This window comes from Glutamicibacter sp. B1 (assembly GCF_039602135.1).
GTDB lineage: Bacteria > Actinomycetota > Actinomycetes > Actinomycetales > Micrococcaceae > Glutamicibacter > Glutamicibacter ectropisis.
This window is the reverse complement of sequence record NZ_CP125942.1, coordinates 1,134,272-1,156,084: the sequence shown is the minus strand read 5'-3', so window position 1 is coordinate 1,156,084 and position 21,813 is coordinate 1,134,272. Positions and strand designations below refer to the sequence as shown.

The window sequence follows — 21,813 nt, the reverse complement described above, 5'->3', positions numbered from 1 at the left end:
CTTAGCCCCGAACTCGGCGTAGGGTGTCCAGGCCGCGGTCGGTAAAGCGGATCTCGGGTTGTTCATGCCCGCTCTGACGTGGATGCGCCAGCCACCAGGCATGGCATGCTGCACGCCAGGCGTTCAAATCTGACTCACTGCCCGAGACCTCGATGGCACCATCACTGACTTTGGCCACCGCTTCACCTACCTGCACCCCGTAGCCCAAAACCTTGATGGTCGGGTACGGACGATACAGGTCGGCCAACGTATTGATGAGATAGTTTGGACGCTGTTCTACGGGAGCGCCCAGTGCGGTACGCGGCGAGTCCACACCGGTGAGCACCAAAGCGGTGGAGAATCCGGCGCGGAATCCACCGAGGATATCGGTGTCCAGTCGATCGCCGATCACCAGCGGACGATGCGAATCAAGTCGATCCGCGGCCCGCGCAAAAAGATAGGATTCCGGTTTGCCGGCGACCCGTGGCTCAACGCCGGTGGCCAGCGTGACCGCGTTGACCAACGATCCATTACCCGGGGCAATGCCCTCGGCACGTGGAATCGTCAGGTCCGTATTGGTCGCGACCCAGGCAGCACCACGGTTAATGGCGTAACTGGCCTCGGCCAGGTTCTTCCAGGACATATCTGGGTCGAACCCCTGGATCACCGCCGCGGGTTCGTCGGTATGCGATTCAACTACTTCCAACCCGCGTACTGCAATACATTCACGTAAGTAGGGGGAACCCACCACCAATACCTTGGAGCCTGGATTCAGTTCACGCGCGAGCATTTCGGCACCCGCATCTGCTGAACCAAACACCTGTTCTGCGCTGGTCTTGACCCCGAGCTGACGCAAATGCGCCGCCACTGACATCGGCGAACGCCCCGCATTATTGGTAATGAACGCCAAAGTGACATTCACTTCTGCCAGGGTGTTCAGCGACTCCACGGCGTCGTCGATGGCGTTTGGGCCAGCGTAAACAACCCCGTCGAGGTCGGAGAGGACTGCATCAAATCCAGAAATCAGCATTCGGTGGTGGTTCCTACTTCTTTAAGTGATTAGCTGTTACAACCTCAGCTTACTTCGAGGCGTCGTCCTCATCCTGCGCTGGCTCGCCCTCAGCCTCGGATTCAGCGATCTCGGCTAGACCGTCTTCCGCGTCGACACCGTTTTGTTCGGCTTCTTGCTCCTGGTCTTCGTCCTCATCGGATTCGATCAGGTCTTTGGCACGAGGAGCTTCTTCCTCTTCATCCATTTCTGGAGCCAAGTCCATGATGAATGATTCGGTTTCCTGCTCGATGCCCAACGCGCGTTCCGCGACTTCTACCTGTGCGTTCCAGCGCTTGGCGTCTTCGGTACGACCGGCGGCTGAGAGCAGATCGGCATATGCGGTGAACAAACGAGGGCTGAAGGAGAAGGCACGGTTGAAGTTCAGCTGCTCCAATGACTCCAGCTCAGCCAAGGCCTCATTGAGCTTGCCCTGATCGCCATAGGCACCGGCAGCCACGATCTGCATTTCGACCTTCACTGCAGGTTCAAGGTTTGCCGATTCCTCAGCATGCGCCAATTCGATGGCCTTTTCTGGGCGACCCAGGGCACGCAGAGAATCTGCGATCAGTGGCAGGTTGTAATCCGAACCCGAAATACGGCGGTGAGTGCGCAGTTCGCGTAGCGCATCAGCGTACTTGCCGGCGTGATAGGCAGCAATACCCACAGCTTCGCGGACAACAGCCACACGACCACCACGACGCGATGCGGCTAAGGTGTGCTCGTAGGCAAGTTCTGGATCTTCCTCAAGCAGGCGACCGGCCATCACCAGGTGCTTTGCAACCCAACTTGCGGAGCGTTCTTCCAGGTAACGCAGCTGAGCACGAGCGACGCGATCCAGTTCCTTACCGGTGACGTCTTCATCGATATCTGGGGACTGCGAACGATCGGCGCGGTTTGAGATGCGCAGATCACCTGGGTTGTGAGGGCGTGCCTCTCCTGCGCGGGGATCTTCGAAACGCTTTCCGCGCGCTGGGCGATCGCCCTTGGAACGATCATCCTTACGGAAGTTGCCGCGATCATCATTACGCTTGAAGCCACCACGGTTATCATCGCGACGATCGTCATTGCGCTTGAAACCGCCACGGTTGTCATCACGACGGTCGTTACGGAAATTGCCACGATCGTCATTGCGCTTGAAACCGCCACGGTTGTCATCACGACGGTCGTTACGGAAATTGCCACGATCGTCATTGCGCTTGAAGCTACCACGGTTGTCATCACGACGGTCGTTACGGAAGTTACCACGATCGTCATTGCGCTTGAACCCACCGCGGTTGTCATCGCGGCGATCATTGCGGAAAGTGCCACGGTCGTCATTGCGCTTGAACCCGCCACGGTTATCGTCGCGGTCTTGGCGGAAGCCGCCACGGTTGTCATCACGACGGTCGTTACGGAAGTTACCACGATCGTCATTGCGCTTGAACCCACCGCGGTTGTCATCGCGACGGTCATTGCGGAAGTTACCACGGTCGTCATTGCGCTTGAACCCGCCACGGTTATCGTCGCGGTCTTGGCGGAAGCCACCACGGTTGTCATCGCGGCGATCATTACGGAAGTTGCCACGATCATCGTTACGCTTGAACCCACCGCGGTTGTCATCGCGACGGTCATTACGGAAGTTACCGCGGTCGTCATTGCGCTTGAACCCGCCACGGTTGTCATCGCGGTCTTGGCGGAAGCCACCACGGTTTTCATCATTGCGCTTAAAGCCACCGCGGTTGTCATCGCGACGGTCATTGCGGAAGTTACCGCGATCATCATTGCGCTTGAAGCCACCACGCTCATCGTTGCGCTTAAAGTCGCCCCGATCGTCGCGACGCTTAAAGCCATCGCGGGAATTGTTGCGGTTTGAATCTGAGTTCCGGAAGTCGCCTCGTCCATTGTCTGAACTACGGCGGAAATCGTTAGACATTTAATGTCTCCTTCAGCGGCAATCTCAATACCGCAACCTTCGTGATCGCTTGCGCAATGCACTTCACTATTAACAAATAAGCGTGCTCCAACGGCACGTGTAACTGGTCTTAATTCTACGGGAGTAAAGACATATACCATAGAGGAAAGAGCCCAATGTGGTAAGACACTCAATAATGTCGGGCCGCAGGCATACTCTTCGAGCGATCAGAGATCACTAAAGCATTCCTGCCTGTGCTACGGCAAGCATACGTAAACTGGTCGGCCGTGTGGTTAAACAGGTGAGGCCCTGAACACCATAGTGTCCAGGGCCTCAAACCATATTCTTTAGGTTAAGTCCGGCGGTGACCTACTCTCCCACACCCTCACGAGTGCAGTACCATCGGCGCAATGGGCCTTAGCTTCCGGGTTCGGTATGGGACCGGGCGTTTCCCCCACGCTATGACCGCCGTAACAATCACGAAGCACACAAACCATTACTCTTGGTCATGTTTCCGGTGTTAAAACTTATCTCATGTTTTTATGGTTCGAGGTTGTTGTCTCGTAACCGCATAGTGAACGCGAACAGCATACTAACTTTGCTAGCAAATTATTGTTTTATAGTTGTGTTGAAAGTCATCGGCCTATTAGTACAGGTCAGCTACACAAGTCTTCAGTCCTTGCTTCCACATCCTGCCTATCAACCCAGTGGTCTAGCTGGGGGCCTCACACACAATAGTGCATGGAAATCTCATCTCGAAGCAGGCTTCCCGCTTAGATGCTTTCAGCGGTTATCCCTTCCCAACGTAGCTAATCAGCGATGCACTTGGCAGTACAACTGACACACCAGAGGTTAGTCCGTCCCGGTCCTCTCGTACTAAGGACAGCCCTTCTCAAATTTCCAACGCGCGCAGCGGATAGGGACCGAACTGTCTCACGACGTTCTAAACCCAGCTCGCGTACCGCTTTAATGGGCGAACAGCCCAACCCTTGGGACCTACTCCAGCCCCAGGATGCGACGAGCCGACATCGAGGTGCCAAACCATGCCGTCGATATGGACTCTTGGGCAAGATCAGCCTGTTATCCCCGAGGTACCTTTTATCCGTTGAGCGACGGCCCTTCCACGAGGTGCCGCCGGATCACTAGTCCCGACTTTCGTCCCTGCTCGAGCTGTCACTCTCACAGTCAAGCTCCCTTGTGCACTTACACTCAACACCTGATTGCCAACCAGGCTGAGGGAACCTTTGGGCGCCTCCGTTACATTTTAGGAGGCAACCGCCCCAGTTAAACTACCCATCAGGCACTGTCCCTGAACCAGATCATGGTCCGAAGTTAGGTGACCGATACAGCCAGAGTGGTATTTCAACGATGACTCCACCTGAACTAGCGTCCAAGCTTCAAAGTCTCCCACCTATCCTACACAAGCTGCACCGAACACCAATACCAAACTATAGTAAAGGTCTCGGGGTCTTTCCGTCCTGCTGCGCGTAACGAGCATCTTTACTCGTACTGCAATTTCGCCGAGTTCATGGTTGAGACAGCGGGGAAGTCGTTACTCCATTCGTGCAGGTCGGAACTTACCCGACAAGGAATTTCGCTACCTTAGGATGGTTATAGTTACCACCGCCGTTTACTGGGGCTTAAATTCTCAGCTTCGCATTACTGCTAACCAGTCCTCTTAACCTTCCAGCACCGGGCAGGAGTCAGTCCGTATACATCGTCTTGCGACTTCGCACGGACCTGTGTTTTTAGTAAACAGTCGCTTCCCCCTGGTCTCTGCGGCCCACACCCGCTCACAACTGCAAGAGCTGATCACGAGGCAGGCCCCCCTTCTTCCGAAGTTACGGGGGCATTTTGCCGAGTTCCTTAACCATGATTCTCTCGATCGCCTTAGTATTCTCTACCTGATCACCTGTGTCGGTTTGGGGTACGGGCGGACTGGGACCTCACGCCGATGCTTTTCTAGGCAGCATAGGATCACCGAATCACCCCACAAATGGGGCGCCTATCAGGTCTCAGAAACATGAGTGGCGGATTTGCCAACCACTCTTCCTACACCCTTGGACCAGGTCAATTCCATTGCCTGGCTCGGCTACCTTCCTGCGTCACACCTGTTAATACGCTGACCTCACTGCATCGGTTCCCACAACACCACACAACAAACAACCCGAAGGTCATCACGCCATGATCCGTCATGGTTAGCATCCACAGCTCAGTATGGGCGGTCCTTCGCCGGTACGGGAATATCAACCCGTTATCCATCGACTACGCCTGTCGGCCTCGCCTTAGGCCCCGACTAACCCAGGGCAGATTAGCTTAACCCTGGAACCCTTGATCATTCGGCGGACGGGTTTCTCACCCGTCATTCGCTACTCATGCCTGCATTCTCACTCGTATAGCGTCCACCGCTGGTTTCCACCGCGACTTCACCCGCTATACGACGCTCCCCTACCCATCCAAACACCCAATCGAAACCGGGTTAATATTTGAATGACGCAACTTCGGCGGTGTGCTTGAGCCCCGCTACATTATCGGCGCGGAATCACTTGACCAGTGAGCTATTACGCACTCTTTCAAGGGTGGCTGCTTCTAAGCCAACCTCCTGGTTGTCACAGCAACTCCACATCCTTTTCCACTTAGCACACGCTTAGGGGCCTTAGTTGGCGTTCTGGGCTGTTTCCCTCTCGACTATGAAGCTTATCCCCCACAGTCTCACTGCTACGCTCTCACTTACCGGCATTCGGAGTTTGGCTAAGGTCAGTAACCTTGTAGGGCCCATCGCCTATCCAGTAGCTCTACCTCCAGCAAGAAACACGTAACGCTGCACCTAAATGCATTTCGGGGAGAACCAGCTATCACGAAGTTTGATTGGCCTTTCACCCCTACCCACAGCTCATCCCCTCCATTTTCAACTGAAGTGGGTTCGGTCCTCCACACGCTCTTACACGCGCTTCAACCTGGCCATGGGTAGATCACTTCGCTTCGGGTCTAGACCGTGCCACTCAAACGCCCTATTCAGACTCGCTTTCGCTACGGCTACCCCACACGGGTTAACCTCGCGACACAGCACTAACTCGCAGGCTCATTCTTCAAAAGGCACGCCATCACAACCACAAGTGGCTGCTCTAACGGATTGTAAGCACACGGTTTCAGGTACTATTTCACTCCCCTCCCGGGGTACTTTTCACCATTCCCTCACGGTACTGATTCACTATCGGTCATCAAGTAGTATTCAGGCTTACCAGGTGGTCCTGGCAGATTCACACAAGGTTTCACGGGCCCCGTGCTACTCGGGTATCAACACTAGAACGGCAGACACGCATTACACCTACGGGACTATCACCCTCTATGGTCCGGCATTCCAACCGATTCACCTATACGCCTGCACCTCATCCCACCAGCAAGATAGCACTGGTACATGTTGACCCCACAACCCCGATGATGCAACGCCTATCCGCTATCACACACCAACCGGTTTAGCCCCATCCGCGTTCGCTCGCCACTACTAACGGAATCACTATTGTTTTCTCTTCCTGCGGGTACTGAGATGTTTCACTTCCCCGCGTTCCCTCCACACAGCCTATACATTCAGCTGCAGGTCACACCACATAACATGGTGCGGGGTTCCCCCATTCGGAAATCCTGGTCTCAACGTCCGGTTATCGACTCCACCAGGCTTATCGCAGATTCCCACGTCCTTCATCGGCTCTTGATGCCAAGGCATCCACCGTGCGCCCTTAAAAACTTCAACACAAAATCAAAGTTCCCAAAAATAATTGAGCAATAAAACAATCTAACAAAATCACACAGACAAGACTCAAACACCCAACAACCCCAGGAAAAGGATCATCAGACTCATCTCATCTGCAAGATGCTCGCGTTCACTATACAGTTCCCAAACAACAACCCCACACCCCCACAACAACACCCCAAACCAACACCAACCCAAAGGCCAGTATCAATCCACCAGGACATCACCGCAGCAAACACAGGACAAACACCGAAACACCAAAACCCAACCCACAACAACAACCCCAAAGATCATCACCACGGTATTAGAGGCTTGTTGCCTCAAAACCCAACAGCATGCCAAACCATACAAACCACACACCACTCACACACCACGTTCCAACACCACCAACAACAACCCCCAAGAGGACCATCATCACCAGTGCGTACTAACAGCACACAAACACCATGCAGCCAGCCAGTACCCCACACACACCACACAACCCCCATATAAAGGACTGATCAGGCATGCATGCTTTCCAGTACTGAGTTCATTGATATTCCACCCATGAGCAACCCACCCGTACAACACTCGTGCACAGACATGGGCAACCAAAAATGGTTAGCTCCTTAGAAAGGAGGTGATCCAGCCGCACCTTCCGGTACGGCTACCTTGTTACGACTTAGTCCCAATCGCCAGTCCCACCTTCGACGACTCCCCCCACACAAGGTGGTTAGGCCATCGGCTTCGGGTGTTACCAACTTTCGTGACTTGACGGGCGGTGTGTACAAGGCCCGGGAACGTATTCACCGCAGCGTTGCTGATCTGCGATTACTAGCGACTCCGACTTCATGGGGTCGAGTTGCAGACCCCAATCCGAACTGAGACCGGCTTTTAGGGATTAGCTCCACCTCACAGTATCGCAACCCATTGTACCGGCCATTGTAGCATGCGTGAAGCCCAAGACATAAGGGGCATGATGATTTGACGTCATCCCCACCTTCCTCCGAGTTGACCCCGGCAGTCTCCCATGAGTCCCCACCACTACGTGCTGGCAACATGGAACGAGGGTTGCGCTCGTTGCGGGACTTAACCCAACATCTCACGACACGAGCTGACGACAACCATGCACCACCTGTGAACCAGCCCCGAAGGGAAAGACCATCTCTGATCCGGTCTGGCACATGTCAAGCCTTGGTAAGGTTCTTCGCGTTGCATCGAATTAATCCGCATGCTCCGCCGCTTGTGCGGGCCCCCGTCAATTCCTTTGAGTTTTAGCCTTGCGGCCGTACTCCCCAGGCGGGGCACTTAATGCGTTAGCTACGGCGCGGAAAACGTGGAATGTCCCCCACACCTAGTGCCCAACGTTTACGGCATGGACTACCAGGGTATCTAATCCTGTTCGCTCCCCATGCTTTCGCTCCTCAGCGTCAGTAAATGCCCAGAGACCTGCCTTCGCCATCGGTGTTCCTCCTGATATCTGCGCATTTCACCGCTACACCAGGAATTCCAGTCTCCCCTACATCACTCTAGTCTGCCCGTACCCACCGCAGATCCGAGGTTGAGCCTCGGACTTTCACGGCAGACGCGACAAACCGCCTACGAGCTCTTTACGCCCAATAAATCCGGATAACGCTTGCGCCCTACGTATTACCGCGGCTGCTGGCACGTAGTTAGCCGGCGCTTCTTCTGCAGGTACCGTCACTCTCGCTTCTTCCCTACTGAAAGAGGTTTACAACCCGAAGGCCGTCATCCCTCACGCGGCGTCGCTGCATCAGGCTTGCGCCCATTGTGCAATATTCCCCACTGCTGCCTCCCGTAGGAGTCTGGGCCGTGTCTCAGTCCCAGTGTGGCCGGTCACCCTCTCAGGCCGGCTACCCGTCGTCGCCTTGGTGAGCCATTACCTCACCAACAAGCTGATAGGCCGCGAGTCCATCCCCCACCGATAAATCTTTCAACAACCCACCATGCGGTAAGAAGTCATATCCGGTATTAGACCCAGTTTCCCGGGCTTATCCCAAAGTCGGGGGCAGGTTACTCACGTGTTACTCACCCGTTCGCCACTAATCCACCCTGCAAGCAGGGCTTCATCGTTCGACTTGCATGTGTTAAGCACGCCGCCAGCGTTCATCCTGAGCCAGGATCAAACTCTCCATAAAAAACAAAAAGCCACCGAAACCCCTCGGAAAATAAGGGAGAATCAATGAAAAAATCCTGGCGAATAAAAAACACTCAAGAACACTACACGGGGGTGTAATGCCTCAAGCAAATGTTATGTATTCACCAAATAAAAATAATTCGGTATCAACAAACTTGGCACACTATTGAGTTCTCAAACAACAAACACTCTCGACACCACAACCACCACAAAACCAGTGACTGCTTCGCTCCGGAGCAACTTTTCAAGCTTACCACCGCGTCAACCAAAGTCAACTCGACGTTTCCAGCTCGTTCACCCCACTGTTTCCTTCAGACCATTTCGGCCCGTCCGGATCAGCGGCGCGAGATAAAACTTTACACGGATTCCCACCAGAGGCAAAATCGGCAAACGTGTCGCAAATTCAGGCTAATTCCGTGGGTGACTTGGAGTTTTCGTTACCGGATACAACAAAACCACCAAAAAAGTGTGCTGGTTCACAACATTTTTTGGTGGTTTCGTGTAGTGCGTCGGTATTTATGGCTATTGAGCTAGCTCGACCACTGCCATGTTCTTCTTACCGCGACGCAGGATTGCGTATCGGCCGTGCAGGAAATCCGATTCGCTCAGAACAGTGTCGATGCCGTCAGCTTTTTCGTTGTTCACGTAGGCGCCACCCTCGGTGACAGTACGTCGAGCCTCAGACTGCGACTTGCTCAGACCCGAAGACTGCAGCACGTTCAAGATGCCGAGATCGTCGACGGTGACCTTTGCCGTTGGCAATTCAGCAATGACCGATTCCAAAGTTGGCAGGTCGATGGCGCTCAAATCACCATTGCCGAATACCGCTGCGGAGGCAGCGATAACCTGCTCGGTCGCCTGCTCACCGTGGACCAAGGAAGTCACTTCCCAAGCTAGGGTGCGCTGGGCAACGCGCTTGAACGGACGCTCGGCAACCTCGGTCTCCAGTTCGGCGATCTGCTCTCGGGTCAGGAACGTGAAGACCTTCAAGCGGTCGATCACATCGGCATCGGCAGTGTTCAACCAGAACTGGTAGAAGGTGTACGGGCTGCACATGTCAGCATCCAGCCAAATCGCATTACCCTCGGACTTACCAAACTTGGTGCCATCCGAGTTGGTGATCAGCGGGGTGCCATACGCATGTACGGAGTTGCCCTGAACCTTGCGGATCAGATCGGTGCCACTGGTCAGGTTGCCCCACTGGTCCGAACCGCCGGTCTGCAAAGTGCAACCGTACTGACGGTTGAGCTCCAAGAAGTCGTAGCCCTGAAGCACCTGGTAGGAGAACTCGGTGTAGCTGATGCCTTCGTCGGAGTTCAGACGCGCGGCGACGATCTCCTTCTTGACCATGGTGCCCACACGGAAGTACTTGCCAACATCGCGCAGGAAATCCAGAGCCGAAAGCTGTTGAGTCCAATCTAGGTTGTTCACCAGGCGCACTGCGTTGTCCCCCTCAGCGGAGAGGAAGCGGGAAACCTGAGACTGCAGCTTGGCGACCCATTCGTTCACGGTCTCTTTGGTGTTCAAGGTGCGCTCTGCGGTTTGGCGTGGATCGCCAATCAGACCGGTGGAACCGCCGACCAGAGCCAGTGGCTTGTGGCCGGCCAGCTGCAGGCGACGCATATTCAGCAACTGCACGAGATTGCCTAGGTGCAGGGAGGGCGCAGTCGGATCGAACCCGCAATAGTAAGTCACAGTCTCTTCGGACAGGGCTCGTTCCAGCTCGGTCTCATCGGTAGAAACGTGCACGAGGCCGCGCCACTTCAGTTCCTGCCAGACGTTCGGAAAAGATGCGTCGTTACTCTGTCCCGCAATCACGGGGTTCTGCTTGGTATCAGACATGCTCACTGTGACCATTTTCTGTCTTCGATCTGCCCCTAATACGTGTGATCAGCTCACACGCATCTGCTGGTGCGCCGAAAGTTGGGGTTGCCTCATCGGCGCGCAGTTTCCAGATTATCCCGTGGCCCTAGGCAAGTTCCAGTTACCGGTCTCAGCCCTTGGTCACATGTGGGTGTTCAGTTCATTCCCTGTGGCAACGCTTGGCTGTGCACCACATGAAGCCGCTGGGTGGTACGCGTCATGGCCACATACAAGTCGCCCACGCCACCATCAACTTCGGCAACTAGGGCCGCCGGTTCGAGAATCAGCACACCATCAAATTCCAAGCCCTTTGATTCGCGCGCGGAAATCACCACGATGTCCTGGCTCATACCGCCCGAACCGCTTCCCACACGATCGCCATAGACATCGGTGACCGCCGAACGGATCCGGGCAAGCTCGTGTTGCGGAACAATGACCGCTTGCAGACCACCGGCTGAATATTCCAGCTCAGTTGCCAGCGTTTCAAGGACCGTTGCTTCTAGATTGTCCGGCGTAGTTTTGGTGATGACCGGTGGCCAATCCCCTTCGCGCACCGCCTGCGGGGTGGTGATGCGCAAGCCGGCAGCCTGCGCTACGCGAACTGCAGCATCGGCGATCTGCGCCGGCGTACGGTAATTGACCGTCAATTCTTCTAGCTCAAAACGGTCGCCAAAGAAGGGTTCTAGGGCTTGGGCCCAGCTACTGGCGCCCGAAGCCGCAGAGGTCTGCGCAATATCGCCCACAATGGTGAAAGACTTCATCGGGCAACGACGCACCAATAGGCGCCACTGCATGGGCGAAAGCTCCTGCGCTTCATCAACGACGATATGCCCGTACGCCCAGGTACGATCGGCGACCGCGCGTTCGGCGGAGGTCAGTACAGCAGCTGTTTCCTGGTTCACCCCGGCCACCTGCTCGGCGGTGACGACCCCGTCGATCCCCGCGTTTTCCAACATGGTGTGCATGTTGTTCAACGCAGCCTTAGCGTTTTCGACATCTGCCTCGTACTGCGCGGTGTGGGCCGCCGCGTGCGGATCGGCGAAATCACCGAGCAATTGTGCCGCCTCATCAAGCAGGGGCACATCAGCTTCGGTGAACGGCTCGGTCCTGCGCCGGTACAGGGCGTCACGCTCAGACTCTTTGAGCTGCGGGGCGGCGGCCGCCAAAAGGTGCGGGGCGGCCAAGAGCTCGGCGACCAGTTGTTGCGGGGTCAGCGGCATCCAGCACAGGTTCAGCAGCACGCGCACGTCGTAGGACTCACGAACTTCCTGCGGCAAATATGAGCGGTCAGTGGTCGAAGACTGCCCGGCAGATTCTTCGAGTTTGCGACGTAGCTGTTCAGCTAGGTCACCCACGAGTACTTTCACGAAGGTTTCGCGGGCTTCGTTATACGGCTTGTGGGTGTGGCGGGCGCGTTCGCGGGCATTTTTAACCATTTTGGGGGTCACGGTCAGGCGGGTGCCCTCCACCACGACGATCCGGTCTTCGGGGATCAGTCGCTGGCGATTGCGCACCGCGTTAGCGATAACCTTGGCCATCGAAAGTTGACCCTTGAGCCGAGCCACCGTGCGGTTGGTTTCTGGCACCGCGTACACCCCGTGGTACAGCTCGCCCACCGAGGACATCACGACGCCGGTTTCGCCCAGGGATGGCAGCACGCGTTCGATATAGCGCATAAAAGAGTTTGACGGGCCGACGATCAGCACGCCGGCGTTTTTGAGCCGTTCGCGGTATTCGTAGAGCAAAAACGCCGCACGGTGCAGGGCCACCGCCGTTTTACCGGTACCCGGACCACCTTGGACGACCACCGCTCCGGGAAGTTCGGCACGGATGATGGCATCCTGTTCGGCTTGAATGGTGCCGACAATATCGCCCATGCGTCCGGTGCGCTTTTCGCGCAGCGCAGCCATCAGGGCGCCCTCACCGTGATGGGTATGCCCCTCATCCAGCCAGGTTTCATCGAGCACGTCGTCTTCGATCCCGGCCACGGATCGGCCTTTGAGCATCAGGTGGCGACGACGGCGCACCCCACGCGGGTTCAGCGCGGTGGCTTGGTAGAACGGTGCGGCCTCGGTGGCTCGCCAGTCGATCATCAGGCGGTTCAGGTCCTCATCGGACAGGCCGATGCGCCCGATGTAGCGTGGACCTTGCTCTTTGGCGGCCCCACCCATATCGAGTCGCCCAAAAACCAGCCGGTCCTGAACCGCATCAAGTTGGGCGATCCTATCCTCGTAGAGGGTGGCGAAGGAATCACGTTCGGACATATTCTGGAAGGTTCCGATCGCCCCCTGGGCGCGGGTACGTTCCAGCTGCTCAACCTTTTCGGCGCGCAACTCATCTAGACGCTCATACAAGCGCCCCACATATTCGGATTCAGCTAACAAGTCGCGTTCGATCGTCTCGGTCAACCTAGTTCCCCTCGCGCTCACAATCGGCTCCTGCGCAAAATCACAGGACAGATAATGATACGCGCCTTTAATCGCTGTCCGGTAATCTACCTACCGCGCCCGCACCGAGCAGTTAAGCCTGAGACACCGGCGGTTGGCCTGACTTCAGCCTGTTGCTCGCCCATTGTGCGCCACTGGGTCGAGGAATGTTCGTTCCGTGTTCCACTCGTGGTCGCAGGTTGTTCGCCAGAGGCGTGAAACACTGCGCACTATTACCGGGTTCGGCACTAGTTTTAGGAGTGTACGACCTGCAGTGAATGCACGCGGTGGCCTTCTAGCTTGCCGCGACCGTCCAGGCCGTCGAGCTCTAGCACCACGCCGATCCCAGCGACGGTGGCGCCGGTCTTTTCGATCAAACGTACCGATGAACCCACGGTTCCGCCGGTGGCCAAAACGTCGTCGAGGATCAGTACCCGGGTTCCGGGAGCGATTTCGTCTTTATGCACTTCGAGGCAGCTGGTGCCATATTCGAGGGTGTACTCATCGCGGTACACCTCGCGCGGTAGCTTGCCGGCTTTGCGGATAGTCAGCATGCCCTTGCCCGAAGCGTAGGCCGCGGCCGCAGCCAGGACGAACCCGCGGGCTTCAAGACCGGCGACAATATCGAACTGTCCTTCAAAAGGAGCGATCAGTTCATCCACCATGCGACGCAAACCCACCGGATCGGCGAAGACCGGAGTCAGGTCCTTGAAGGAGATTCCGGGCTGTGGGTAGTCCGGGACGATCTTGCTTAGTCGGTCCAGCAGGTCGCTAATGTTCTCAGAAGTAGTCACGCCTAGCAATTTTAGTCCTTTTGCGCCGCAGATGATGCGTCAGAGTGCATAATCATGAGCACACTTTGAGTCCAGCTCATGCAATCGAGTGGTTAACGTTGCATCAGTCGGTCGCTGGGCCAAGGTAATAATTCTGGATCGGCAGCCCCGTCGGCCGCGGCCGTGACGCGGATTGAACCTGGCATTTCTCGACCTGCGAGCCAGGCCGCCAGATCGAAATCGGTCCCCGAAAGCACCCAGGATTTCTCCCCTTCGCCCAAGACAATCCGGGGTTTACCATGAGGTTGCAGAACCAGACGCATGCTTTGAGGCACGCGGGCTTCAAGCGCCCGGAACAGGTGAGCGCAAAATTCAGCAGGCCACGAGGCTGCAGGGCGCACCATATGATCCAGATCGGTGGCGTGGATGAGCATTTCTCGCCAGGTCGCGTACACCAAGTCGGCCACTTGCGCTCCCGGACGATAGCCCACAGCAGCGTCCCATTTCTGTTGTGCAGACGGTAGCGTCAAGCGCAGTTGGCTCAGAGCATCGAGGGCTAAAGCTTGTAAAGACTCGGGGCGCATCAACGCTGTCATGTTGATAGCTTCGATCCGCCCCTCGGCTCCCCCGTCGTACATCGGCGGCAATTCTTGCTGCCCGGCGCTGTCAAATTGACGCACTGCAGCCTTGGCAAAGGACGCCAGATGGGCAACGAGCTGAGCCGTGTTCCATCCCGGCAATGAGCTGGGCTTGGAATAATCGGCTAGCGCCAGCTCGCGCAGCTGATCAGAAAGTTCGTCCAATGCAGTGGTGACTTGTGCAATGAGGTCCGCGGGAGCCAGAAGTTGTGCCATAGGACACACTTTAGCGTGGGTGGTCGGGTAATAAGCAAGCGGCCACCGCACAAAAGTCTTTGCACGATGGCCGCTAAGCTCAGGCGAAGCGCCCGAAGTAGTGTTTACTGTGCCCAGGATTTGATGTCAGCGAGCTGACGCTCGAATTCTTCAAGCTGAGCTGCTACAGCGCTTGGGGCGGTACCGCCCTGGCCATTGCGCGCATTCAGCGATCCTTGTGTGGAGAGCACTTCGCGAACCTCTGGGGTCAAATGTTCGGAAATACCGGCGTAGTCTTCGTCGGTCAAGTCCCACAATTCCACGTCACGCGATTCGGCCAGCTGCACCGCAGCCCCGGAGAGTTCATGCGCATCGCGGAACGGCACACCCTGTCGGACCAACCATTCGGCGATGTCCGTTGCCAGGGCGAAACCCTGCGGGGCGAGTTCGGCCATGCGTTCGGTATTAAACGTCAGCGTGCCCATCATGCCGGCAACCGCCGGCAGAAGAATTTCCAGGGTATCCGCAGCGTCGAACACCGGTTCCTTGTCCTCCTGCAGATCGCGGTTGTAGGCCAGCGGTAGTGCTTTGAGAGTGGCCAGCAAGCCGGTGAGATCGCCGATCAAACGCCCTGCTTTACCGCGAGCAAGTTCAGCGATATCCGGATTCTTCTTCTGCGGCATGATCGAGGAACCAGTAGAGAAGGAATCGTGGAGCTTCACGAAGCTAAATTCCTTGGTCGCCCAAAGGATGACTTCCTCGGAGACCCGCGAAAGATCGACGCCGATCATCGCGGCAATCCAGGAGAATTCAGCAAAAACATCACGGGCTGCGGTCCCGTCGATCGAGTTATGCACGGCCGAGTCGAATCCCAGCTCTGCTGCGACGAAGTTCGGGTCCAGACCCAGGGTCTGCCCAGCGAGTGCGCCGGAACCATACGGCGAAACTGCCGCACGCTTGTCCCAATCGATCAGGCGCTGCACGTCTCGCAGTAGCGGCCAGGAGTAGGCCAGCAACAAGTGCGAGAGCAGAATCGGTTGCGCGTGCTGCAGGTGCGTGCGTCCAGGCATGGGCGCATAAGGGTGAGCCTTGACCTGCTCCACCATGGCATCGAGGGTGTCGATCACGCCACGGGCAATGATGCGGGCATGGTCGCGCAAAAACATCCGACCCAGGGTGGCAATCTGGTCGTTACGTGAACGACCGGCACGCAATTTTCCGCCCAACGCGGTACCCGCGCGCTCTAGCAGTCCGCGTTCCAGCGAACCGTGCACGTCCTCGTCCGTTTCGGCAGCAACGTAGGCACCGGACTTCACATCGTCTTCCAGCTTATCCAGGGCGGCAATCATGTCGGCGAGCTCAACATCACTCAGCAGCCCAGCACGGTTCAGGACCTTGGCATGGGCGCGGGAACCGGCGATGTCGTAGCTGGCTAGTCGCCAATCGAAGTGGGTTGACTTGCTCAGCGCCGCCATTGCATCCGCAGGGCCGCCGGAGAAGCGACCGCCCCACAGCGATCCTTCATTTGTTGACGAGGCCATGGCCTGTTCCTTTCTGCCGGTAAAAATTGCACTGAACCCTACTCTAGCAAAGGTTTATGCAATGTTGCTCATAAATATTCATTCGGTTACCGATTCATGCAATTTTTTCTTTCCACTGCGACACGCAGGAAACTCGATGTTTAACCTCTTCCAGTCCACAGCACCCGGGCGTATGGTGTTGCCATAACCGAATCGGATCTAACTTCGGAGGTACGAAATGGAAATCCAGTTGTACCGGGGTGACATCACCACCCTGCACGTTGATGCCATTGTGAACGCCGCAAATCCTTCATTGCTCGGCGGTGGCGGTGTTGACGGAGCGATTCATGAAGCAGCTGGCCCTAGCCTGTTGGCTGCCTGCCGCGAAGTTCGTGCACAGCGCTATCCGGACGGTATCCCCTCGGGAATTGCTGTGGCAACGAAGGCCGGGGCCTTGGACGCGAAATGGGTCATCCATACGGCCGCACCTAATCTGGCGCTGATCAAGCCGAACCCAAAAATTCTCGGCGATTGCTTTGTGAACTCGCTGTACGTGGCTGCACGTCATGATGCGCATTCGATCGCGTTCCCCGCAATCGGGGCCGGGGCTTTCGGCTGGGATCCACAGCAGGTGGCCGACATTGCTCATGAAGCCATTGAACGGTGGATCGACACCAACAAGCATATTTCGCCGATCCACAAAATTGTGTTGGTCGCGCACACCGATGAAGTTCAGGCCGCTTTCGAGCGGGCCTTTGATCTAGACGCCATTGAAGAAGTGGCGGCCTGATGTTCGGAATGCTCTAGACACAAATGTTGCCGCGCCCCTTCATCAAGAACGGGCGCGGCAATTTTCTGCCTCCAGACAGTGTGATGCCGTGCGGAAGTTAGTCAGCGCGTGCAGTCAAACGCGTGCGCTCAAAAAAGGTGGCGTGCTATCCGGCGCGGGAGAAGTAGGTATTGCGCCGCGGTTGCTGATCGGGGTCGAGATGCTTGGGCAGTATGACGTAGGGCAATCCCTTGACCTTCACAAGCCTTAAATACCCGTTATGGACCATCACGTGATGACTCCTACACAACGGACAGCAATCCTGCAGGCGCGTATGCCCGCCTTTGGACCAGGGTTTGAAGTGGTGGTAGTCCAGTAGTGCTGGCTCCTCGGTACAACCGGGGACCAAACAGCCACCGTCTCGGTCACGAGCGGCCAGCTTCATCCAGCGTGGGAAGAGCCGGGCGTCTCGACCGATGTCCATGATGACCCCATCGGCGTTGTAGATCGGGCTTAAGACTTTCGCTTCGCATAGCATGATGCGTAGTTCGCCCGCGGAGAGTTTCACCCCGTGCGCGGTGACACCGCTCAGCGAGCCCAGATCGGCCAGGTCTTGATAGCTGGCATGCACCACAATTTCCGGAGTGATGCGTTTTGTGCTATTTTCCGGATCGATATTGCGTAGTACCGCGTTGAGCGCGTTCATTCTCCGCTGAGCCACGGTGCAGTTGCTTGGCATCGTTGGTGCGGGTCCTCCCGAAGCTGCTTCATCGGAGGCAGCTGCGGGGTCGGCAGGTGTTTGTGCTCCGCGCGCCCACTCAGGAATCGGCTGATCGCTGTGCCAGAGTTCGTCGACCTGAGGTTCGACCTCTGCGGTATCTTGCTCTGCGGTTGCTGCAGAAGTTTGTTCGGATTGTCCGGCCTGATCGGATGCTTCGGGCTGGGAGTTTTGCTCCGTTTGGCGGGCAGCTGCTCCGGCTTGGGTGCGCTTGTTATCGGCCTGAGCGATGAGCGAGTTCCACAGTTCGGCATCCAGGGAAGTTACGCGAACGATAAATTCGTGGACACCGTTGATGACCTTGCCTCGGAAAAGCCCCAGTGCTGGTGTTTGAGTCTCCTGGTGCAGGTCCTTGTATTCCTTAATGAGGGTGTTCAGGTGCTTTTGCCGGCTGCGCACCGAGGGTTCAAGCAGCATTTCGCTGGCGTGTTCTTCAAGTAGTACGCCGTCGGGCCCGGTAGCGGTGGCCGTGGTCGGCAGGCCGTCAAAGGTGGTGTCTTCGGGTTCGAACCTATCTAAGGCTCGCGCGGCTTTGAGCACTTCACGTGGGTCGCGCAGGTAGTGCAGGTCTGGTGGACTCCACGGCGCGGATGCGGAATCGGATGAAGAAGCCGAAACGTCAGTTGGAGCATCATCCTCCGGCGATGGTTGCGCGCCGGTGGCAAAATGTTCGGCCAAGAGCCCGAAGCGCGGGGCGCAGGGCGCAGAGTTCTGATCGCGTCGTGCGTGAAGCAAATGCGCATCCTTCACCCGGCGTGCGGCCTCAAAATAGTTCATATCCAGCAGGTTGGAGAGCACACTGGCAGCGTCTTGATAGACCGTGCGGCCGGCGGCGAAGCGTGGTTCTGCGCTGAAGTCGGTGCGACCAGCGTGCAGATCGTCAAATTCATCCAGATCCAGGCCGTGCGCGGCGGTGGTTTCAACCAGGCTGGCGGCGATGATGTTCGAACGGGTGGCTTGGTAGCTAAAAGCCTGCGCGAAATGGGCATAGGCCAGCGCGGCTCGCGGATCATTCAGGTGCTCGGCCTGGGCGGACAGTTGATTCAGCAGTTGCAGGCAGAGGGATTGAGCGTGCAGTAGTTCCGGCGCGGTCAGCTCTGACGCGTTCAGGTCCGGGCGCTGACCGGCGCGTTGGGCCACGTCGGTGGCCAGCTCGGTGAGCCGGTGCGAGAGCTGCAATAGATCCATGGGTCGATAGTGCGGCGGATTCGACCGGTTAAACAGCACACCGCCACGCACTGTGGATAAGTGCGTGGCGGATAAGCGCGGGGCCGGAGGCGGGTGCTAGCGCGGTTCGGCCAATTGCAGGAAGCGGGCGGCGACTTCTGCGCCACCGGCAACGTCACGGGTGGTCACCATGATGGTGTCATCCCCCGCGATGCAGCCTAGGATCGAGGGCATCTGCGAGTGGTCGATGGCCAGGGCCAGCAGGTTCGCCGCGCCCGGCGGGGTACGCAGCACCACGATGTTCCCGGAGGCTTCGGCGGTGACCAGCTGTTCGGCACAGATCTTCGCCAGTCGCGCGTCGAGCACTTCCTGGGTGATGGCGGTCTGCGGGGAGCGATCCCCACCTTCCTGGCGCACCGCGTAGATCAGCTGACCGGAATGGTCGCGGATACGCACCGCGCCAATTTCCACCAGGTCCCGAGAGAGCGTGGCCTGGGTGACTTCAAGACCGTCGTCTTTGAGCAACCCGAGCAACTCGGCCTGGGACTTGACCGAATTATTTCCCAAAAAGGCTCGAATGCGGGCCTGCCGGGCAGTTTTGGTACTTGGCTGGCTGGACATCTTAGAGCTCCACTCGCGGATCTTCGGCCAAGCCCGAGGCGACCATCAGCCAGGTCATGATGGCTTTTTGAGCGTGCACGCGGTTTTCGGCCTCATCGAAGACCACCGACTGTGGCCCGTCGATCACCTCGGCATCGATTTCGTAGCCGCGGTAGGCCGGCAGGCAGTGCAGCACGATCGCATCCTCCTTGGCCAGCTTCATCGCCTCGCTGGTCACCGAGTAATCGGTGAACAACTTCAGGCGTGCTTCCTTTTCATCTTCTTGCCCCATGGAGACCCAGGTATCGGTGACCACCACGTCGGCATCCTTCAGCGCGGCGGTGGCGTCGGTGGTGATGGTGACCGATCCCCCGGTGAGCTTCGCGCGTTCCTGGGCGGCGGTGACGATCGATTCGGCGGGCAGGTAGCCTTCGGGGCCGGCAATGCGCACGTGCATTCCGGCGGTGACCCCGGCCAGCAGGTAGGAGTTGGCCATGTTGTTCGCCGCGTCGCCCAGGTAGCTCATGGTCAGCCCGGCGGTGGCTCCCTTGTGCTCGCGCACGGTGAGTAGATCGGCGATCAACTGGCACGGGTGGTAGTCATCGGAGAGCGCATTGATCACCGGCACCGCAGAGTTCGCAGCCATTTCTTCCAGCCCGGACTGGGCGTAGGTGCGCCACACGATGGTGGAGACCATGCGTTCGAGCACCTTCGCGGAGTCTGAGATGGACTCCTTATGGCCTAGCTGGGATTCACCGGAGTTGATGATCAGTGGTGATCCGCCCAGCTCGGCAATGCCGGCGTGGAAGGAAACGCGGGTGCGGGTGGAAGTTTTGTCGAAGAAGACCGCGACGGTTTGTGGGCCGGCGAACGGGGTGAAACCGTACTTGTCGGCCTTCATCTTGGCGGCCAGATCGAGCACCTTGGACTGCTCGTCGGGGGTGAAATCCAGATCGGTCAAAAAGTGGCGGGTTGCGCTCATCGTGGGGATCCTTTTCGTACGTTAAGGTCGCAATCGGTGGCTGCGAATTTTTTAGGCGTTGGCGATCAGCTGTGGCAGGGCGGTGAGGAAAGTTTCCAGCTGCTCTTGGGTGATCACCAGTGGTGGGGCCAGGCGGATGGTGTTCTCGTCGGTGGCGTTGATGATGAACCCGGCATCCAGCGCCACCGAAACCAGCTTCGGCGCATTGGCTTCGGCCAGTTCAAAGGCCGTGAGCAGTCCTGCCCCACGCACCTGGCTGACCCCGGGGATCCCTGAGAGCTGTTCGCGCAGCCAGGTCCCGTTGGTTTTCACCGCTTCGAGCAGGTTCTGGGATTCGATGGTGTGAATCACCGCGAGCCCGGCGGCGCAGGCCATCGGGTTGCCGCCAAAGGTGGTGCCGTGATCGCCCGGGGTCAACCGCGCGCAGTTCTCTTCACCGAAGACGATCATCGCGCCGATCGGGAAGCCACCGCCCAACCCCTTAGCCAGAGTCATCACATCGGGAATGACCGGGGTGGAGGCGAAGAAGGAGCCGGTGCGGCCCATGCCGGTTTGTACCTCGTCGAAGACCAGCAGGGCGCCGGCCTCACGGGTGATCTCGCGGGCTGCCTGAAGGTACCGTGCCGAAAGCATTTTCACCCCGGCCTCGCCCTGGATCGGCTCGATGAACACCGCAGCAACGCTCTGATCTACCGCAGCGCGCAGCGCCTCGATGTCGCCGGCCGGGATCCAGGTGACGTTTTCGGGCAGCGGTGCGAAGGGTGCGCGGTACTTTTCTTTATGCGTCAGCGACAGTGCGCCGAGGGTTCGTCCATGGAAGGCCTGTTCTAGGGCGATCACCTTGGTGCGCGGTGCTTCAGGGGTACCGGTGTTGCGTCGAGTCAGCTTCAGTGCGGCCTCATTGGCTTCGGTGCCGGAGTTAGCGAAGAACACCTTGGAGCCGGCCGGGGCGCCGGAGATTTCGAGCAGTTTCTCGGCCAGGGCGATCTGGCTTGGGGAGGTGAAGAAGTTGGAAACATGCCCCAAGGTCGCCAATTGGCTGGTGATCACACTGGTCAGCAACGGGTTGGCATGGCCAAGGGTGTTGACCGCAATGCCGCCAAGCAGATCGAGGTACTGTTTACCGTCGGCATCCCACACGTGGCAACCGGCGCCTCGTACCAATACCCGCTGCGGGGTGCCAAAAACACCGAGCAGGGACTGCTGGTAGCGCTGTGAGAGGGCCGATGAGGAAAGCTGGGAGAGCTCATGGACCTCATCGCTGGCCAAATCGGCGGCCAAATCGGTGGTCTG

At 57.6% G+C, this 21,813-nt stretch carries 12 protein-coding genes and 3 rRNA genes; 1 reads left to right on the top strand and 14 read right to left on the bottom strand.

What is annotated here, in order from left to right; all coding sequences use genetic code 11:
- Position 1 precedes the first annotated feature (1 nt).
- The 10 genes from QMQ05_RS05340 to argH form a co-directional block, all read right to left on the bottom strand.
- Positions 2-1,009 carry an HAD-IIA family hydrolase gene (locus tag QMQ05_RS05340; protein WP_058256815.1) on the bottom strand — a complete coding sequence of 336 codons (1,008 nt, stop codon included), beginning with the start codon at positions 1,007-1,009 and terminating at the stop codon, positions 2-4.
- A gap of 49 nt (positions 1,010-1,058) precedes the next feature.
- Entirely contained in the window at positions 1,059-2,942 is a 1,884-nt protein-coding gene (locus QMQ05_RS05335) for a hypothetical protein (RefSeq protein ID WP_345473604.1), read from the bottom strand.
- Between the two features lie 335 nt (positions 2,943-3,277).
- A 5S ribosomal RNA gene (gene rrf / locus QMQ05_RS05330) occupies positions 3,278-3,394 on the bottom strand.
- A 152-nt stretch (positions 3,395-3,546) separates the two neighbouring features.
- Positions 3,547-6,672: ribosomal RNA gene (locus QMQ05_RS05325) — 23S ribosomal RNA — on the bottom strand.
- 612 nt (positions 6,673-7,284) lie between these two features.
- Positions 7,285-8,810: ribosomal RNA gene (locus tag QMQ05_RS05320) — 16S ribosomal RNA — on the bottom strand.
- Together the 16S, 23S and 5S rRNA genes form the textbook arrangement of a ribosomal RNA operon.
- Before the next feature lie 521 nt (positions 8,811-9,331).
- Positions 9,332-10,651, bottom strand: coding sequence for a tyrosine--tRNA ligase (gene tyrS / locus QMQ05_RS05315; protein ID WP_345473602.1), 1,320 nt, complete (start codon positions 10,649-10,651; stop codon positions 9,332-9,334).
- Between the two features lie 176 nt (positions 10,652-10,827).
- Positions 10,828-13,080 (bottom strand): HelD family protein, encoded by a 2,253-nt coding sequence (locus QMQ05_RS05310; RefSeq protein WP_345473600.1) that lies wholly within the window; start codon positions 13,078-13,080, stop codon positions 10,828-10,830.
- A 272-nt stretch (positions 13,081-13,352) separates the two neighbouring features.
- The gene (locus QMQ05_RS05305; RefSeq protein ID WP_345473598.1) at positions 13,353-13,901 is read right to left on the bottom strand and encodes an adenine phosphoribosyltransferase; all 549 of its coding nucleotides are present in this window, start codon (positions 13,899-13,901) and stop codon (positions 13,353-13,355) included.
- Between the two features lie 83 nt (positions 13,902-13,984).
- On the bottom strand, positions 13,985-14,725 hold the full coding sequence (locus tag QMQ05_RS05300) for a maleylpyruvate isomerase family mycothiol-dependent enzyme (RefSeq protein ID WP_345473596.1): 741 nt from the start codon (positions 14,723-14,725) through the stop codon (positions 13,985-13,987).
- A gap of 104 nt (positions 14,726-14,829) precedes the next feature.
- The gene (gene argH / locus QMQ05_RS05295) at positions 14,830-16,245 is read right to left on the bottom strand and encodes an argininosuccinate lyase (RefSeq protein WP_345473594.1); all 1,416 of its coding nucleotides are present in this window, start codon (positions 16,243-16,245) and stop codon (positions 14,830-14,832) included.
- 217 nt (positions 16,246-16,462) lie between these two features.
- Between argH and QMQ05_RS05290 the strand changes: the two genes are divergently transcribed.
- On the top strand, positions 16,463-17,014 hold the full coding sequence (locus QMQ05_RS05290; protein ID WP_334123902.1) for a macro domain-containing protein: 552 nt from the start codon (positions 16,463-16,465) through the stop codon (positions 17,012-17,014).
- Positions 17,015-17,159: 145 nt separating this feature from the next.
- Here the strand turns inward: QMQ05_RS05290 and QMQ05_RS05285 are convergent, their stop codons facing one another.
- The 4 genes from QMQ05_RS05285 to QMQ05_RS05270 form a co-directional block, all read right to left on the bottom strand.
- Positions 17,160-18,959 carry an HNH endonuclease signature motif containing protein gene (locus QMQ05_RS05285; RefSeq protein ID WP_345473592.1) on the bottom strand — a complete coding sequence of 600 codons (1,800 nt, stop codon included), beginning with the start codon at positions 18,957-18,959 and terminating at the stop codon, positions 17,160-17,162.
- Positions 18,960-19,055: 96 nt separating this feature from the next.
- Positions 19,056-19,559 (bottom strand): arginine repressor, encoded by a 504-nt coding sequence (locus QMQ05_RS05280; protein WP_334123904.1) that lies wholly within the window; start codon positions 19,557-19,559, stop codon positions 19,056-19,058.
- Position 19,560: 1 nt separating this feature from the next.
- Positions 19,561-20,520, bottom strand: coding sequence for an ornithine carbamoyltransferase (argF, locus tag QMQ05_RS05275; protein ID WP_345473589.1), 960 nt, complete (start codon positions 20,518-20,520; stop codon positions 19,561-19,563).
- A gap of 51 nt (positions 20,521-20,571) precedes the next feature.
- Entirely contained in the window at positions 20,572-21,789 is a 1,218-nt protein-coding gene (locus QMQ05_RS05270) for an acetylornithine transaminase (RefSeq protein WP_434063192.1), read from the bottom strand.
- Positions 21,790-21,813: the final 24 nt, after the last annotated feature.

Coding starts and splice junctions, on each gene's coding strand:
- QMQ05_RS05290 (WP_334123902.1), top strand. CDS start 16,463: ATGGAAATCCAGTTGTACCGGGGTGACATCACCACCCTGCACGTTGAT.
- tyrS (WP_345473602.1), bottom strand. CDS start 10,651: ATGTCTGATACCAAGCAGAACCCCGTGATTGCGGGACAGAGTAACGAC.
- QMQ05_RS05285 (WP_345473592.1), bottom strand. CDS start 18,959: ATGGATCTATTGCAGCTCTCGCACCGGCTCACCGAGCTGGCCACCGAC.
- argH (WP_345473594.1), bottom strand. CDS start 16,245: ATGGCCTCGTCAACAAATGAAGGATCGCTGTGGGGCGGTCGCTTCTCC.
- argF (WP_345473589.1), bottom strand. CDS start 20,520: ATGAGCGCAACCCGCCACTTTTTGACCGATCTGGATTTCACCCCCGAC.
- QMQ05_RS05340 (WP_058256815.1), bottom strand. CDS start 1,009: ATGCTGATTTCTGGATTTGATGCAGTCCTCTCCGACCTCGACGGGGTT.
- QMQ05_RS05300 (WP_345473596.1), bottom strand. CDS start 14,725: ATGGCACAACTTCTGGCTCCCGCGGACCTCATTGCACAAGTCACCACT.
- QMQ05_RS05335 (WP_345473604.1), bottom strand. CDS start 2,942: ATGTCTAACGATTTCCGCCGTAGTTCAGACAATGGACGAGGCGACTTC.
- QMQ05_RS05280 (WP_334123904.1), bottom strand. CDS start 19,559: ATGTCCAGCCAGCCAAGTACCAAAACTGCCCGGCAGGCCCGCATTCGA.